This is a genomic window from Pseudomonas sp. GNP012 (genome assembly GCF_054343835.1).
In genome coordinates this window covers 2,965,035-2,981,646 of the sequence record NZ_JBTGUU010000001.1, presented here as the reverse complement: position 1 = coordinate 2,981,646, position 16,612 = coordinate 2,965,035, and the positions used below count along the sequence as shown (strand labels likewise).

The following is a 16,612-nucleotide window of genomic DNA, read 5'->3' as shown; positions in this document are numbered from 1 at the left end:
TATCAACATGTCTCGTATCCAGTCGAACAAAACCCGTATTGGCCTGATCGCTGTTGCACTGGTCGGCGGTATCAACTTCGCGTCCTCCGCCTTTTCCGCCGAAGCCCTGCCTCAGGGCTATCAACTGGCCTCCGCGGAAAAGACCAGCGAAGGCAAGTGTGGCGAGGGCAAGTGTGGCGAAGGCAAGTGCGGTGCCAGCGAAGCCAGCGCGCAAAAGACCCAGGCCGAAGGCAAGTGCGGTGAAGGCAAGTGCGGCGATGCGTCTTTCGCCCGCACAGACACCGATGATGACGGACGCGTGTCGCTCAAGGAACTGCTGGCCGTGGCGCCCAAGGGCACAGAGGAATTCAAGGCGATGGACGCCAACGGCGACGGCTTCCTGTCCGAGGGTGAGGTGTACAAGTTCCGCACCAACCAGTACACCTCCAACGGCAAGAAAGTGCCGACCGAGTTGTTCACCAAGTTGAGCCAGGCTAAAGAGTGATCAGCCGCTAACAAAAAACCCTTCCTGCGTTGATGCGCAGGAAGGGTTTTTGGTATGGGCTAGTAAATCAAGGGCGATTCACCACGCGCCACGATGTCAGGTGCCAGATCCGCAAGTCAAAGTATAAAGTCTGCCGTGGTCGCGGTGTTGAGACCGACGATCTGGATGGCGAACTCGGCGGCGCCGTCGGCATCGGTGTTGCCATAGAGCACGCCCCCTGAAACTTTCAACTGGCCGGCCGCACTGAAGGCTGCGGTACTACCGATGATCGAATTGAAGGCTTCATTGGTTACCGTCGCCGTGTTGGCGTCCAGCGTCGACAGGTCAATCTTGTCGGTCCCTCGGGTGAAGTCACTGATGATGTCCCAGGTGGAGCTGGTCAGCCCCGTTTCAGCGACGACGTTGAAGTCGAAGATGTCGTTGCCGGCGCCGCCGGTGAGAACATCCTTGCCCATCCCGCCGATCAGGATGTCGTTCCCGCTTCCACCGTTCAGCAGGTTGGCGGCGGCGTTGCCCGTGAGCCTGTCGTTGTAGTTGGAACCGGTGAGGTTTTCGATGGCTAGCAGGATGTCGGAGCCTGATCCACCGGTGGCCTGGGCCGTGGTCACGGCCAGGCTGGCGCTGACGGCGCTGGCGGCATAGAGGTAGGAGGCGGTGTCGACGCCGGTGCTGCCATCGAGCAGGTTGCTGCCGGCCCCGGAATAGAGCGTGTTGTCGAGACTGTTGCCCGTAAGGGTGGCGGCCCCGGTCGTGAGGAGGCGCCCGTTCTCGACATTGGCGCCCAGGGTGTAGACGCTGATAAAGCTGTAGACCGTGTCGCTGCCGCCAATGCTTGCCGTGGCATTGGTTTCCATCACGACGTCGAGAATGTTGTCGACGTAATAGGAGTCAGAACCATCACCGCCCGTCATCCTGTCGAGGCCTGCGCCGCCATTCAAAACGTCATTGCCGGCGCCACCAATGAGCAGGTTGGCTGCGCCGTTACCCGTGAGCGTGTCGTTGTAGTTGGAGCCCGTGAGGTTTTCGATGGCGATCAGGGTGTCCGAGCCTGATCCAGCTGTGGCCTGGGCCGTGGCCACAGCCAGGTTGACGGTGACTGCGCTGCCGGCATAGACGTAAGAGGCCGTGTCGACGCCGATGCCGCCATTGAGGACGTTGTTGCCGGCCGCGGCAAACAGGGTGTTGTCGAGGCTATTGCCTGTGAGAGCGGCAATCCCGGTGGCGAGGAGGCGACCGTTCTCGACATTGGTGCCGAGGGTGTAGGCGCCGAGATAGCTGTAGACCGTGTCGCTGCCGCCGGAACTGGCCGTCGAATTGGTTTCAATCACGACGTCGCCGGCGCTGCTGACGTAGTAGGTGTCAGAACCCTCACCGCCTGTCATTCGGTCGAGGCCTGCGCCGCCATTCAAAACGTCATTACCGGCACCACCATCGAGCAGGTTGGCGGCGGCGTTGCCCGTGAGCGTGTCGTTGTAGTTGGAGCCGGTGAGGTTTTCGATGGCGATCAGGGTGTCGGAGCCTGATCCGCCGGTGGCCTGGGCCGTGGTCACGGCCAGGCTGACGGTGACTGCGCTGCCGGCATAGGCGTAAGAGGCTGTGTCGACACCGGTGCTGCCATTGAGGACGTTGCTACCGGCCGCGGCAAACAGGGTGTTGTCGAGGCTATTGCCCGTGAGAGTGGCAACCCCGGTGGCGAGGAGGCGACCGTTCTCGACATTGGCGCCGAGGGTGTAGGTGTCGAGGTAGCTATAGACCGTGTCGCTGCCGCCGGTGCTGGCTATCGCATTGGTTTCAACCACGACGTCGTCGGCGCTGCTGACGTAGTAGGTGTCAGAACCCTCACCGCCCGTCATTCTGTCGAGGCCTGCGCCGCCATTCAAAACGTCATTGCCGGCGCCACCGTTCAGCAGGTTGGCGGCGGCGTTGCCCGTGAGCGTGTCGTCGTAGTTGGAGCCCGTGAGGTTTTCGATGGCGATCAGGGTGTCGGTGCCTGATCCGCCGGTTGCCTGGGCCGTGGTCATTGCCAGGCTGGCGGTAACTGCACTGCCGGCATAGACGTAGGAGACCGCGTCGACGCCGGTCATGCCATTGAGGACATTGTTGCCGGTCCCGGAAAAGAGGGTGTTATTGAGGCTGTTGCCTGTGAGGGCGGCAACCCCGGTGGCGGTGAGGCGCCCGTTCTCGACATTGGCGCCGAGGGTGTAGGCGTTGAGCGCGCTATGGACGGTATCGCTACCGCCGCTGCTGAGCGTCGCATCGGTTTCGGTAACGACGTCGCCGATGTTGTCGACATAGTAGGTGTCGTTGCCGAGTCCGCCGATCAAAGTGTCGGCACCCGACTTGCCGCTGAGGATATTGGCCGCATTATCGCCGGTCAGAACATCATTGAAACTACTGCCGATGATGTTCTCGATACTCCACAACTGGTCGGCAAAGTCTGAGATGGCTTGTTCCACGTCGTTGATGAAATTCCCTATGCCGGTCTCCGGAGCAGGCCTGCTGTTAAGCAGGGCAATGGCACCCGTTGCATACCCAAAGCCGCTGGTCAGGTTCACCACCACGCTCGATTGGGCATTGGCATAACTGACGAAATCGTTGCCGGTGCCACCGTCGAGGGTTTCGCCGTGGTAGAACCAGAATTCAAAGCCGCTAATCTGATTGCCAAATTCATCGTATGTCGTCTCGTAATCAATCGACTCCAGCGTCGCCGAATATCCCCCTTCAGCCATCAGGGTATCGTTGCCGCCTTCTCCCTTGACAAGATCACGACCGACACTGCCATCGAGGGTATTGTCTTGCGAGTTACCGATCAGGGTGTCGTTGAACCGGCTTCCGATCACCGCCTCGATGCTTCCCAGGGCGTCCGTGCCGGAGCCGCCCGTGACTTGCGATACGGAGCCCAGATTGATGGTGACAGCAGCGTCCGCGTACTCATATGAAACGGTATCGAAGCCCGTATTACCGTAGAGACTATTATTGCCGCTACCAGAGTAGAGTACGTTGTCGAGAGCGTTGCCGCCCAGGTTGGAGGTCCCGGTCGAGAGAATGCGGCCACTCTCGATATTGGCACCGAGCACGTAATTGGCGAGGGAGTTGGCGACCAGGTCAACGCCGCCGGTGCCGGTTTCGCTGACCACATCGGCGAGATTGTCGACGTAATAGGTGTCGCCTCCATCGCCGCCCTGCATCAAGTCGGCACCCGCGCCTCCGTCCAGGATATCGTCGCCACCGTAGCCCATCAGGGTGTTCTTGCCACTGTTGCCGGTCAGCCGGTTGTTCAGGTCGTTACCGTCACCATTGATATTTTCGCTGCCTGTCAGTTCCAGGTTTTCCAGGGTGCTGCCCAGGGTGTAGCTGGCCAGGCTGGACTTGACCAGATCGGTACCACCGCTGTCCACTATTTGGTCTTGGTCTACGTGGTAGTTGTAGAAGAAGCTTTCGCCGACGTTATGCGGGGAGGCTAATCCCCCCGCAGACTCAAAGGAAACCCAGTGGGTGATAATAATACCCCTGCCACGGTCGTCGTAGCTGGCTTGGCCCCAATACAGTCCGGATGATTCGGAAAGGAATATAGCGTCGATTGGCGGTGGAGTAGCGCCCCATACATACTTGGGGTCCATGACGCCGGTAATCAAAAGCCCGGATACATTTGTGAAGTCAGACTTCAGCTCGGGGATTTTATCGAGAATGTAGGTGTCATCCCCGCTGCCGCCGTCCAACGTGTCCAGACCTACACCGCCGTCGAGAATGTCATCCCCCGCCAGGCCGATAATGCTGTCGGGCTGACTTGTCCCGAACAGTTCATCGCTGTTCGTTGTGCCTGTAATCACGGCCATGTGTGATTTCCTTTATTCAGGGCAGCAAATGGAAACCCACGCGGCCGTATGGTTCATTGTCATCAGTGACCGGCAGCTTGAAATCGCCAGGCAATTCATCGAAATTCGTCGAGGCCACGCAGGCCAACACTCATGATATGCGGCTATTTGCCATCGTGCTTGTTGATTGCCCTAAAAGCACTTTCTCTGTGCTCACCGCGTAACGGCTGGCAGAGCGCCTAAGTACAATGCCGCGTATCAGTGCGACGAATATTCCGAGCACACAGCCTCCGAACATCCCGAGAATCAGGATCAGCAACTTGTTAGGCTTTATCGGGTTGTTTGGCTTGACAGCCTGCTGGTCAATCTTGACCAGCGCCAGGTCACTCAGATCGCGATTGATATGTTCCAATCTTGTTTTTTCTGCCCGCATATCAACCAGCGTGTTCAGGAATAGATCATCATTTTTGCGCGATTTAAGTCGTTCAATCTGTCGATTTTGTTCCAGCAGCTGAAGCTCTTTTTTGATCTCGGAGATCCGGGGGCTGGCATGGTCGTCAGACTTTCGTGCCAGCAGGGCATTTCGCTCGGCCCCAAGCGCTTCAGTGCCCATGAAGTGCAGCGGGAACTGCTCGTTGAAAACTTCCGCACGAAAAACATTGCCCTGAGTTACACCGTTGCTTTGCCCCATCGCCGTGGGGGTAGTCGGTTTCACGATCCCCAACTCACGGGCGATGTTGATTGACTCGTTCAACTGGGCGATACGACTTTCCCGACGGTCGCGCAGCTCTGTACGAAGTGCACGCAACTCATCCTGCAACTGTGCGCGCCGGAGAAAGTCACTTTCGCTGATTTTGGCAATGGTTGAGTCCTTGTCGGCCTCATAACTGGCGCGGGCAATACCCATCTTGCGTTCCAAGGTGTTGAGACTGTTGTCAATCACACTGTTCAAGTCGTCCTGGATCTGCTTGCGTTCGCTTTTGATGGCCTCTTGCACGATCCCGTTAAGAATGACATGACCTTCGACTGTTCCCGGAAAAGTGATTTCCAGTCCGACGAAGTTGGTAAGGTTGTCGCCACCCTTGTTACTTGGCTGAGTAATCCTGAATGCATCGCTGTTGAAGCGTTCGAAGGCTTGTGTCAAGTCACCTGAGTCAATACCGGAGAATTGCTCTTGGTGCTGATCGAAGTAGGATTTACGCACTTCATAGGAGTTGAGTGCAGCACCGACGCGTTTGAGTGATTCTTCGGGATTGAGTGCGTAAACTCCTGTCTGATTGAGTGCATCAAGATCTTTAATAGACGGAGGACGAAGAAATGTCTTCGTCCGGTATTGAGGTGTCGCTGTAAAGGCGTAGACCGCTGCCAGCGTTGTGACTGCCAGGGCTATGCCTGCGATCAGGTACTTTTGATGCCACAGGGTGGTGAAAAAATCACCCAAGTCAATTTCTTGAGTATTGAACGGAATCGTGATGGGGCGGGGCGGTGGTAACGATTCAGCGTGACTCATACAAACTCCATTGCAAAATTAACTCCGTTTAAAGTTGAACTATTCTACACGCCAGCTGTCCCGGTCGGAGCGTTTATTTCCGCTCTATACATTCCGAGGACTGCTGCTTAGTTCCTACTTATCTTATCGGAGCCATAAAGCGCGGCACTCAACTCCATCTCATTACGCCTTAACCCACCGCTGCCGACTCCAACTACTCAACCCATCAACAGCAAACACCAACACCAACATTGCCAAAATCACCGTGCTCGCCTGAGCCTCCTGAAACAGACTAAGGCTCACATAGAGCATCTGCCCCAACCCCCCAGCCCCAACAAACCCCAGCACGCTGGCCATCCGAATATTGTTCTCCCAGCGGTACAGAATGTACGCCAGCAGCTGCGGAAACAGGTTGGGCAGGGTGCCGTAGCAGAAGGCCCAGACCGCGTTGCCGCCCTGCAAACGAATGGCTTCGGCAGGTTGTGGCGGGGTGTTTTCCAGCGCTTCGGCGAACAGGCGGCCGAGTACGCCGGTGGTGTGCATGGCCAGTGCCAGGGTGCCGGCGTTCGGGCCGAGGCCGGCGGCCAGTACCATCAGCGCGGCCCACACCAGTTCGGGAATGGCGCGCAGGCCATTGAGTACAAGTCGCGACGCGCTCTGCAGCAGCCAGCCGAAGCGCCCGGCCGCCGGTAGCGCTAGCAGCAGGCCAAACACCGCTGCGAGCAGGGTGCCGAGGGCGGACATCGCCAGGGTTTCCACGGCGCCACGGCCGATGGCTTGCAGGTGGCCGGGGCTCAGGTCCGGGCTGAGAAAGCGCAGCACGTAGGCGCCCATCTGCTTCAGGTTGCCGCTGCCCGTCAGTTCGCCGAGGTCGATGCCCAGATAGCGGAACGAGGCGACGACCGCGGCGCCGATGCACAGGATCAGCAGCAGGTTGATCAGGCGATTCATGCGAACCTCCAGCGCAGCAGGCGGCTGATCTGGTCGGCGAACAGCACCAGGACGAAGAAGGTCAGCAGCATGCTCGCCACTTCACCGCCGGCGAACATGCGCAGCGACAGGTCGATCTGCTGGCCCAGCCCGCCGGCGCCGACGAAGCCCATCACCACGGACGCACGGATCGCGCATTCCCAGCGGTACACGGTGTACGACAGCAGCTCCGCCGCGACATTGGGCAGGATGCCGTAGCAGAACGCCGCCAACCGGCCACTGCCGGCTTGCAGCAGTGAGTGGGCGGGGCGCTGGTCGACCGACTCGAAGATTTCCGCGTAGACCTTGCCCAGCATGCCGCTGTAGGTGATGGCGATGGCCAGCACCCCGGCCGTCGGGCCAAGGCCGACGGCGCGCACGAACAGCAAGGCCCAGACGATTTCCGGCACGCTGCGCAGGAAGATCAGCAAGCCGCGCACCGGCCAACGCAGCAACCGGCCCAGGGCGCTCGGGCGGCCGCTGCGCGAAGCCGCCGACAGCGACAGCGCGCGGCTGGCGAGCAGGCTGGCGGGCACGGCCAGCAGCAAGGCCAGGGCCATGCCGGCGGTGGCGATGGCCAGGGTCTGCAAGGTGGCTTGCCACAGCAGCTGGAGGAACTCTTCGCCATGGGCCGGTGGCCAGAAGGCCGAAACGAAACGGCCCATTTCACTCTGGCTGTCGGCCTTGAGCAGCACGCCCAGGTCCAGTTCGCTGAAGTGGATGCCGGGCCACAGCAGGGCCAGCGCCAACAGACTGAGCAGCAGGCGGGGCAGGGTGGCCGGGTCTCGGGTATCGCGCGTCAGCATCGGGGAATCTGCAGGCTCAAGGGCGCCACCGGAGCGGGCGGGGATTGCAGTTGCTCGTTGGCGTAGAGCCGGTCGAGCAAATCTTGGTCGATGTCGGCAGAGGGAAGATCGAAGAGGATCTGGCCGTCGCGCAAACCGATGATGCGCGAGAAGTTGCTCAACGCCAGATCCACCGCATGCAGGCTGGCGACCAGGGTCACCTTGTGTTCCCGGGCGTGGCGGCAAAGGATCGACAGGGTGTGCCCGGCCAGCACCGGGTCCATCGCCGACACCGGCTCATCGGCCAGCAGCACGTCGGGGGCCTGGTACAGCACGCGGGCAATGCCCACGCGCTGCAGTTGGCCACCGGACAATTGCTGGCACTGGGCGAACAGCTTGTCGCCCAGATCGAGTTTAACCAGGGCCGCGCGTGCGCCGGGCACATCCACCGGATGCAACAGGCTCAGCAGGCTTTTGGCAAAACCCCACTGCCCCAGTTTGCCGGCCAGCACTGCCGTGACCACGCGCTGGCGCGGTGGCAGCGGCGGCGCCTGATGCACCAGGCCGATGCGCGCGCGCAGGCGTTGGCGCTGTCGGGCGCCGAGCTGCCAGGCTTGCTCGCCGAGCACCTCGACCGTGCCGCTGCCGGGGCGCAGGGCGGTGGCGAGCAGGTTCAGCAGGCTCGACTTGCCGGCGCCGGACGGGCCGATGATCGCCACCTGCTCACCGGCGCTGATGTGCAGGTCGACCTCATGCAGCGCCCGCACGCCCGTGTCGTGGGTGAGGCTGACCCGGTTCAGATGCAAGGTCATTTCAGCAGGTCGGCAGCGCGCGCGGCTTCCTCGATGCCCTTGTAGTTCTCAGGCTTGGTCTCGATGAAGTGGCTGGCGGCCTGCAGGTCGAGGATCGCCTTTTGCTCCGGGTTGGCCGGGTCGAGCGCGAGGAAGGCGACCTTGATTTTCTCGGCCAGGGCCGGGTCGAGGGTGCCGCGCACGGTCCAGTTGTAGTCGAAGTAGGCCGGCGTGGTGGCGAAGACCTTGACCTTGTCGGTGTCGACCTTGCCGGCCTTGACCAGTTTTTCCCAGACGCTGGCGTTGAGTACGCCGGCGTCCACTTTGCCCGCCTGGACCCAGGCGACCGTGGCGTCGTGGGCGCCGGAGTAACCGACGCGGCTGAAATAGGTTTCCGGCTTGATGCCGTCCTGCAGCATGAAATAACGCGGCATCAGGCTGCCGGACGTCGACGAGACCGAGCCGAAGGCGAACGATTTGCCCTTGAGGTCGGCCAAGGATTTGACGGCCGGGTCGGCGGTGATGAATTTGCTGGTGAACTGCGCATCCTGCTCACGCTGTACCAAGGGAATGGCATTACCGGTTTTCAACCGCGCCTGCACGAAGGTGAAACCGCCCAGCCAGGCCATGTCGATACGGTCCGTGGCCAGCGCCTCGACCACCGCCGGGTAGTCGGATACCGGTACGAACTCGACCTTCATGCCCAGTTGCTTCTCGAGGTATTCGCCCAGTGGCTTGAACTTGCGCAGCAATTCGGTGGGGGCTTCGTCGGGAATGGCGCTGACCTTGAGGGTCTCGGCAGCCTGTGCCAGCAGGGTGGAAAGGGACAGGGTCAGGCCGACGGCCATAGCCAGGGTACGTTTGAGCATGGAAGTTCTCCGGTTCAATAGCGGAAAAATGTCGATGCGCCCCGCACAAGCTGATTGCTGCACGACGCTTCGTGAGGGTAGACGAAAACGGCGCGATTATAGGGAGTCCTGCGTGCTTGACCAGCCTTGTGTAGGAGCGAGCTTGCTCGCGATGCACGCTAACGATTACGCGTGCCGGCTGGAAAAACACACTTCCCCTCATACCTATCGCCGGAAGACCGTAGCAAAAAGCCATTGATTTTCCCTTTTCCTACATGCACCCCGGAAACGTCCCATTTACGTTTGTTTCCCCTGCGTTAACCCTGTGCGGCGCACTTTGCCAAGCCCTGACGGGCTGGGGTTAGAACTACTTAATCAGCAGCGGAGCGCTTTCCGTTGGGACGCCAGTTGAAAGGGAGATCAAGATATGGCTACGGGGTATTACATTGGTCCAGGTGACAAAACCACCTGTGGTGGCGAGGTTCTGGAAGGGGACCACAGCTTCAGTTTGTTCGGCCTCATCCATGCTCGCGAAGGTGATTTGGTCAGTTGCGGAAAAGATAAAAAGAGCTACCGGATCCTGGGTGGGGTTTCTCACGTCATCACTGAGGGCAGGCGGGTGGCCGGTACACTCGACAGCCTCAGTGGCTGTCCCTGTGAAGCCCGACTGATTCCCTCGAACTTCGAGGGCAGTTATGTGAATGAACCTTCCGCGCCGCCTGCTGCCAGGAAACCCGCTCAGCCGGCCACACCAACTTCCCCCCGTCCTCCGGCCGCGCCTCGCCCATCCGGGTTCACTTCAGCACCGAAGACTGCCACGCCTTCCTTCAGCCAACTGCCGGGAACGCTCTGCGAGAACCTCTGGCGCGGCTACCAGCAACGGGTCGAAAACGTCGTGGCGCCGGGTGGCAAGCTGATTACCGACCCCAAGGCACGCAACAAGGCGATCAATGCCGCCTACGCGCAGCTGTGGCGCCACGACCGGCGTTTCCAGTGGGCCGGCCTTGCCGCTTTCGCCTCGAAACAGGTGGGCTGCGGCCTGCTGCACGCGGCTGAGTCGGTCGAGAAGATGCAGGCTGAAACAGAGACGATGCAGCAGTTGAGGGACAGCGCCAGGCAAGGGTTGGTGGGCTTGCTCAGGCCCAGTGAGAGGGAAAAGCGGGCGACGATAAAGGAGTTTGAGCAGCGCCAACGCGACTACGAACAGGCCAACCGCGACAATCCGGTGTGGGGCTTCACCCATTGGGGTGTCGACAGTGCGTTGCCCCTCGCGCAACGGATGTACCGGTTCGTGCACGAGATGCTGGCTATGGGCAATACCACGCTGTTCCTGGATGTGTATCCGTTGCATGTGTTTTATGCGGAGCGGGGGTTGGCGGCGTTGAAGGATTGTTTGGCTTCACGGAAGGACATCTATGGGAGTGGTGAGCATCCGGTACTGTGGCCGGTCGGACAGGAAACGCTGAGGTTCGGGACTGACCACAAGGAAATCCTCCTGGCCTTCGAGGCGATTGACGCTGGGAACATCGCTAAAAGTGTTGAGCATCTGGCTTGGCACGAACAACAGAATATTCTGCAACCAGCGATGTACAGCGATAGTGGCCTGCAATGGTTGCTGCGCGGCAACCATGCCTCCTACGTCACCAATATTCCCTCCGGAGCCGCTCAGGCCATCGAACTGACCCTGGCCAGTCAGTGCCGTCCCGTCGAGGACGGACGAACCATTGGTTTTGGCAACAACCCCATTGCCAACTTGGCCGATATCAAGCAGCGCATGGCCTTCGTGCTCAAGGCGGCACAGCAGTTTGATGATTTGCTACTTAGCGACAAGCGCGAGCAGCTTGAGCAGTCGATTCGGGAGATTGCCGTCAGTGGGGGCGTACGATGAATTTGATGCACCGCTTGGGCTGGCGCCGTGTCGTGTTGGCACTAACCGTCACGACCCTCCTGATAGTCGCAGCAATTGAAGTCCTGTCGGATGAGCCAGAAATTGCGTTGGTGATTGGAGAGCCTTGGGAAGATATGCGACAGCGCTCCAGTGCGTCGATTGATCCAGCCATTCCCGGACATTATTGGGGTCAGATGCCCAAGTCTGATGCTCGCCTGCGCTTCGCAGACCCTCAATACGGGTTCGTAACCCCATTGGCGCGCTTCTTTAGCGTGAGTTTCGATGATGAGCGGGTCAGCAATGTCCGCATGTCCCCGCAAATCGAGCCGCTATTACTCGACGATACCCTCAAGGTCGTATTGGATCTGCAGGAGCAATGGCGCAACGCCGGTTGGACCCCCATCCGGGTCAATGAAGATCCCCCATTCGCCGATACGCCAGAATGGCGAGCCCGATTGCGTGACGTGAACAAAGGCGGCACCTCCTATTGGCATGCGGGTAACCAGTATCAAGTGATGCTGGTAGTCGGACGTTTCAAGGACAAAAAACGCCCAAAGGAAGAGCGCTACCTCATCACGCTGGCACTGGCCAAGCCATGGACGAACCCTTGACTGTGCATGGCCAGCCGTTGCCGATGGAGGATTTCCAAAAACTCCCGAGACACCACCACCCCCTACCAGCGAGCCTGCTTTGGGTGGTGTTCCGACGATAGCGGAGTACCAGTCTGCATCCTTACCGACAGACACACGTGCCAGACCAAAGTCAAAAGATCGCAGCCTGCGGCATCTCCTACGGAGGGTGTGCGTTCCGATAAAAACGGCGCGATATTTGGACTCTTGGGTGCCAGACCAAACTCAAAAAAGATCGCAGCCTGCGGCAGCTCCTACAGGGTACGCATTCCCATGTAGGAGCTGCCGCAGGCTGCGATCTTTTGACCTTTACATCCGCGCCAACGCTTGCGCCAGATCCGCACGCAGATCCTCCACATCCTCAACCCCCACCGACAACCGCACCAGCCCATCGCCAATCCCCAACTCTGCGCGGGTATCGGGCGGGATGGTGGCGTGGGTCATGATCGCCGGGTGTTCGATCAGGCTTTCCACGCCGCCCAGGCTCTCGGCCAGGGCGAAGATCTGCACGTTCTCGAGGAAGCGTTTGGCGCCCGCCAGGTCGCTGTTGAGGTCGAGGGAGATCATCCCGCCGAATCCGCGCATTTGCCGCTGGGCCAGTTCGTGCTGCGGGTGCGAGGGCAGGCCGGGGTAGTAGACCCGTGAGACTTGCGGCTGACGCTCCAGCCACTGCGCCAGTTCCAGTGCGTTGCTGCAATGCCGTTCCATGCGCAGGGCCAGGGTCTTCACCCCGCGCAGGGTGAGGAAGGCGTCGAACGGGCCGGCGATGGCGCCGACGGCGTTTTGCAAAAAGCCCAGGCGCTCGGCCAGTTCGGGGTTCTGCCCGACCACGGCGATGCCGCCGATCACGTCGGAGTGGCCGTTGAGGTATTTGGTGGTCGAGTGCAGCACGATGTCGAAACCCAGCTCCAGCGGGCGCTGGATCCACGGGCTGGCGAAGGTGTTGTCGGCCACGCAGATGATGCCGCGCGCGCGGCAGGTGCGGGCGATGGCGGCGAGGTCGGTGAGGCGCAGCAGCGGATTGCTCGGGGTCTCGACCATGACCATGCGGGTGTCGTCCTGCAGGGACGCTTCGAACGCCGCCAGGTCGGTCAGGTCGACGAAGCTGAAGCGGTGCCCGGCGCTGCGCTGGCGCACCTTGTCGAACAGGCGGAAGGTGCCGCCGTACAGGTCGTTGCCGGAGACGACGTGCGAACCGGCATCGAGCAGTTCGAGCACCGTGGAAATGGTCGCCAGGCCCGAGGCGAAGGCAAAGCCCCGGGTGCCGCCTTCGAGGTCGGCCACGCAGCGCTCCAGGGCCCAGCGCGTCGGGTTGTGCGAGCGTCCGTAGTCCAGGCCCTTGTGTACGCCGGGGCTCTGTTGCAGGTAGGTGGAGTTGGCGTAGATCGGCGGCATCAAGGCCCCGGTGGAGGGGTCCGGCGTTTGCCCGGCATGGATCACCCGGGTGGCGAAGCCCTGAGGCGGGGCGTTTTTGTCCTGTTGACTCATGGCAGGGATCTCCGCAAATGGTTGAGCATGTCGGTTCGGGTAATCAGGCCGTGGAAGCCCGAGGCATCCTGGATGATCGCCACCAGCCCACGGCCCAGCTCTGCCTCCAGTTCCGCCAGGGTGGCAGCGGGGGACAGGGTTTGCAGTTTGTCGGTCATGGCGCTGGCCACGGTTTTACGGAAGTGCGCAACGTCTTCATGCACCCCCAGCAGGATGTCGGACTCGTCGATCACGCCGACCAGTTGCTGACCCTTTACCAGCACCGGCAATTGCGACACGTCCGCCAGACGCATGCGCTGGAACGCGGTGAGCAGGGTGTCGTCGGGGCCGACGCTGATCACCCGGCCATCCTCGAAACGCCGCGCGATCAGGTCGCGCAGGTCGCCGTAGTGCTTGCGTTGCAGCAGGCCCTGATCGTTCATCCACTGGTCGTTGTAGACCTTCGACAGGTATCGCGTACCGGTGTCGCAGACGAAGCTCACCACCCGTTTCGGCTGGGTCTGTTCGCGGCAGTAACGCAGCGCCGCCGCCAGCAGGGTACCGGTCGATGAGCCGCCGAGAATGCCTTCGGCGCGCAGCAACTGGCGGGCATGGTCGAAGCTTTCTTCGTCGCTGATCGAATAGGCGTGGCGCACGCTGGACAGGTCGGCAATCGACGGGATGAAGTCTTCGCCGATGCCTTCCACCGCCCAGGAACCGGGGGTGGGGAGGGTGCCACCGCGGCTGTATTCGGCCATCACCGAACCGACCGGGTCGGCCAGGACCATTTCCAGGTCCGGCTGCACGCGTTTGAAGAAGCGGGTCAGCCCGGTGAGGGTGCCGGCCGATCCGACGCCGACGACGATGGCGTCCAGATCATGCTGGGTTTGCGCCCAGATCTCCGGCGCGGTGCTGCATTCGTGGGCCAGCGGGTTGGCCGGGTTGTTGAACTGGTCGGCGAAGAACGCATCGGGAATTTCCGCCGCCAACCGCGCGGCGACGTCCTGGTAGTACTCGGGATGGCCCTTGCCGACATCGGAGCGGGTGATGTGCACCTCGGCGCCCATGGCCTTGAGGTGCAAGACCTTCTCGGTGGACATCTTGTCCGGCACCACCAGCACGACGCGATAGCCCTTGGCGCGGCCGACCAGGGCCAGGCCCAGGCCAGTGTTGCCGGCGGTGGCTTCGACGATGGTGCCGCCGGGCCTGAGGCGGCCATCACGTTCGGCGGTGTCGATCATGGCCAGACCGATGCGGTCCTTGATCGAACCGCCGGGGTTCTGTGATTCGAGCTTGAGAAACAGCGTGCAGGGACCGGTATCGAACCGGCTGACACGTACCAGCGGGGTATTGCCAATCAGTTCGAGTACGGCAGGACGGGAATAGTCGGGCATGTCATCACTCCTTGCGTGAATCCGCACTGGATGGACAGCAATCCGCGCCGGGTCTTCGCGCCGGTCGCGGGCAATGCATCGCTTGGACCATAGGCCGGGATCGGGTCGACCGCAACCTCGCACGGCCAGCCGGTCACCTCGACGCTTTTTCCTCGCCAGCAACCACAAAAAACATAATTTCGCTATTTCCCGGCTCCGAACAGAATGCGGCCAACACCCTGATACCGATAGCCGCAGCAGAAGAACAACAGTGATCAGCATCGAGGCGGCAGCCATGACCGACCTGAATCAAACCACCTTTCAGAAGTGCACAGCCATGACAGTTGATAAAACCGCAATTGATACGCTTGTTGTTGGCGCCGGCCAGGCCGGCGTGGCCATGAGTGAACACCTGAGCAAACTCGGTGTGCCCCACCTCGTGCTGGAGCGCAACCGTATCGCCGAAGCCTGGCGCACCGGCCGCTGGGATTCGCTGGTGGCCAACGGTCCTGCCTGGCACGACCGCTTCCCGGGCCTGGAATTCGACGGCCTGGACCCGGACGCCTTCGCCGGCAAAGAGCAGGTGGCCGAGTACTTCGAAGCCTATGCCCGCAAGTTCAACGCGCCGATCCGCACTGGTGTTGAAGTCAGGAAAGTGGAACGTAATGCCGACCGTCCGGGTTTCACCGTTGAAACCTCTGACGGCGTGATCGAGGCCCGCCACGTGGTGGTCGCCACTGGCCCGTTCCAGCGTCCGGCCATTCCGCCGATTGCCCCGTCAATGCCCGGCATCAGCCAGATTCACTCCGCCCAGTACTACAACCCGCAGCAACTGGCCGAAGGCGCGGTGCTGGTGGTGGGCGCCGGTTCCTCGGGCGTGCAGATCGCCGATGAGCTGCAACTTTCCGGCAAACAGGTCTACCTCTCGGTCGGCGCCCACGACCGTCCGCCGCGTGCCTATCGCAACCGCGATTTCTGCTGGTGGCTGGGGGTGCTGGGCGAGTGGGATGCCGAGGCCATGCAACCGGGCAAGGAACACGTGACCATCGCCGTCAGCGGTGCCCGTGGCGGCCACACCGTCGACTTCCGCCGCCTGGCGCATCAGGGCATGACCCTGGTCGGCCTGACTCAATCGTTCAATGGCGCCGTGGTCAGTTTCGAAAACAACCTCGCCGACAACATCCGCCGCGGTGATGAAAACTACCTCGCGCTGCTCGACAAGGCCGACGCCTATATCGAGCGCAACGGCCTCGACCTGCCGCTGGAGCCGGAAGCCCGGGCCATGCTGGCCGATCCGGATTGCGTGACAAATCCAATCCTGGAACTGGACCTGCTCAAGGCCGGCGTGACCACGATCATCTGGGCCACCGGTTACTCCACCGACTACAGCTGGCTGAAGGTCGATGCCTTCAAGGAAAACGGCAAGCCGCAGCACCAGCGCGGTGTGTCGGCCGAGCCGGGGGTGTATTTCGTCGGGTTGCCGTGGCAGTCCCGTCGTGGCTCCGCGTTCATCTGGGGCGTTTGGCACGACGCCAAGCACATCGCCGATCACATCGTTAAGCAGCACACCTATTTCAACTATCGGGATGCGACCCAGCGTCAAGCCGACGCCGCCCGCGCACCCGTTCAGAAAGCCAGCCTCATGGGAGTTCGTTAATGCCTACTCATACCCGCATCCGCATGTTCAACACCAAAGACACCTACCCGAACCAGACGCTGGACAACGATTTGTGCCAGGCCGTGCGCGCCGGCAACACCGTGTATGTCCGTGGCCAGGTCGGCACCGATTTCAACGGCCAACTGGTGGGCCTCGGTGATCCGCGCGCCCAGGCCGAACAGGCCATGCGCAACGTCAAGCAGTTGCTGGAAGAGGCGGGCAGCGACCTGAGCCACATCGTCAAGACCACCACCTACCTGATCGACCCGCGCTATCGCGAGCCGGTGTACCAGGAGGTCGGCAAGTGGCTCAAGGGTGTGTTCCCGATTTCCACCGGGCTGGTGGTCAGCGCCCTCGGCCAGCCGCAGTGGCTGATGGAAATCGACGTGATTGCCGTTATCCCTGAATAAGGACTTC

13 protein-coding genes are annotated in these 16,612 nt (G+C 61.1%); 5 read left to right on the top strand and 8 right to left on the bottom strand.

Annotated features, from left to right (window positions below):
- Positions 1-7: 7 nt before the first annotated feature.
- Complete coding sequence (locus ACXX83_RS13260; RefSeq protein ID WP_217835569.1) at positions 8-484, top strand: HvfA family oxazolone/thioamide-modified RiPP metallophore; 477 nt, start codon at positions 8-10, stop codon at positions 482-484.
- 116 nt (positions 485-600) lie between these two features.
- Here the strand turns inward: ACXX83_RS13260 and ACXX83_RS13255 are convergent, their stop codons facing one another.
- The 6 genes from ACXX83_RS13255 to ACXX83_RS13230 all read right to left on the bottom strand — a co-directional run bounded on the left by ACXX83_RS13255 (position 601) and on the right by ACXX83_RS13230 (position 9,202).
- Entirely contained in the window at positions 601-4,320 is a 3,720-nt protein-coding gene (locus ACXX83_RS13255; RefSeq protein WP_217835568.1) for a beta strand repeat-containing protein, read from the bottom strand.
- Positions 4,321-4,450: 130 nt separating this feature from the next.
- On the bottom strand, positions 4,451-5,809 hold the full coding sequence (locus tag ACXX83_RS13250; RefSeq protein ID WP_217835567.1) for a Wzz/FepE/Etk N-terminal domain-containing protein: 1,359 nt from the start codon (positions 5,807-5,809) through the stop codon (positions 4,451-4,453).
- A gap of 162 nt (positions 5,810-5,971) precedes the next feature.
- Positions 5,972-6,739, bottom strand: coding sequence for a phosphonate ABC transporter, permease protein PhnE (gene phnE, locus ACXX83_RS13245; protein ID WP_458548711.1), 768 nt, complete (start codon positions 6,737-6,739; stop codon positions 5,972-5,974).
- On the bottom strand, positions 6,736-7,563 hold the full coding sequence (locus tag ACXX83_RS13240) for a PhnE/PtxC family ABC transporter permease (RefSeq protein ID WP_458548710.1): 828 nt from the start codon (positions 7,561-7,563) through the stop codon (positions 6,736-6,738). Before ACXX83_RS13240 ends, phnE begins: the two co-directional genes overlap by 4 nt.
- Entirely contained in the window at positions 7,557-8,354 is a 798-nt protein-coding gene (locus tag ACXX83_RS13235; protein ID WP_458548709.1) for a phosphonate ABC transporter ATP-binding protein, read from the bottom strand. Before ACXX83_RS13235 ends, ACXX83_RS13240 begins: the two co-directional genes overlap by 7 nt.
- Positions 8,351-9,202: a putative selenate ABC transporter substrate-binding protein gene (locus ACXX83_RS13230; RefSeq protein WP_458548708.1), complete on the bottom strand. Its 852-nt coding sequence runs from the start codon at positions 9,200-9,202 to the stop codon at positions 8,351-8,353. The genes ACXX83_RS13235 and ACXX83_RS13230 overlap by 4 nt, the downstream gene beginning before the upstream one ends.
- A 406-nt stretch (positions 9,203-9,608) precedes the next feature.
- Between ACXX83_RS13230 and ACXX83_RS13225 the strand changes: the two genes are divergently transcribed.
- Both ACXX83_RS13225 and ACXX83_RS13220 read left to right on the top strand, forming a co-directional pair.
- The gene (locus ACXX83_RS13225) at positions 9,609-11,069 is read left to right on the top strand and encodes a PAAR domain-containing protein (protein ID WP_458548707.1); all 1,461 of its coding nucleotides are present in this window, start codon (positions 9,609-9,611) and stop codon (positions 11,067-11,069) included.
- On the top strand, positions 11,066-11,680 hold the full coding sequence (locus ACXX83_RS13220; RefSeq protein ID WP_458548706.1) for a hypothetical protein: 615 nt from the start codon (positions 11,066-11,068) through the stop codon (positions 11,678-11,680). Before ACXX83_RS13225 ends, ACXX83_RS13220 begins: the two co-directional genes overlap by 4 nt.
- A 327-nt stretch (positions 11,681-12,007) precedes the next feature.
- Here ACXX83_RS13220 and ACXX83_RS13215 read toward each other — a convergent pair whose 3' ends face one another.
- Complete coding sequence (locus ACXX83_RS13215) at positions 12,008-13,186, bottom strand: trans-sulfuration enzyme family protein (RefSeq protein ID WP_102675830.1); 1,179 nt, start codon at positions 13,184-13,186, stop codon at positions 12,008-12,010.
- Positions 13,183-14,559 carry a pyridoxal-phosphate dependent enzyme gene (locus tag ACXX83_RS13210; protein WP_015095633.1) on the bottom strand — a complete coding sequence of 459 codons (1,377 nt, stop codon included), beginning with the start codon at positions 14,557-14,559 and terminating at the stop codon, positions 13,183-13,185. Before ACXX83_RS13210 ends, ACXX83_RS13215 begins: the two co-directional genes overlap by 4 nt.
- 274 nt (positions 14,560-14,833) lie before the next feature.
- Between ACXX83_RS13210 and ACXX83_RS13205 the strand changes: the two genes are divergently transcribed.
- Together ACXX83_RS13205 and ACXX83_RS13200 are read left to right on the top strand one after the other, a co-directional pair.
- Positions 14,834-16,195, top strand: a complete 1,362-nt coding sequence (locus ACXX83_RS13205; RefSeq protein ID WP_458548705.1) for a flavin-containing monooxygenase — start codon at positions 14,834-14,836, stop codon at positions 16,193-16,195.
- Positions 16,195-16,605 carry a RidA family protein gene (locus ACXX83_RS13200; protein WP_003201555.1) on the top strand — a complete coding sequence of 137 codons (411 nt, stop codon included), beginning with the start codon at positions 16,195-16,197 and terminating at the stop codon, positions 16,603-16,605. Before ACXX83_RS13205 ends, ACXX83_RS13200 begins: the two co-directional genes overlap by 1 nt.
- Positions 16,606-16,612: the final 7 nt, after the last annotated feature.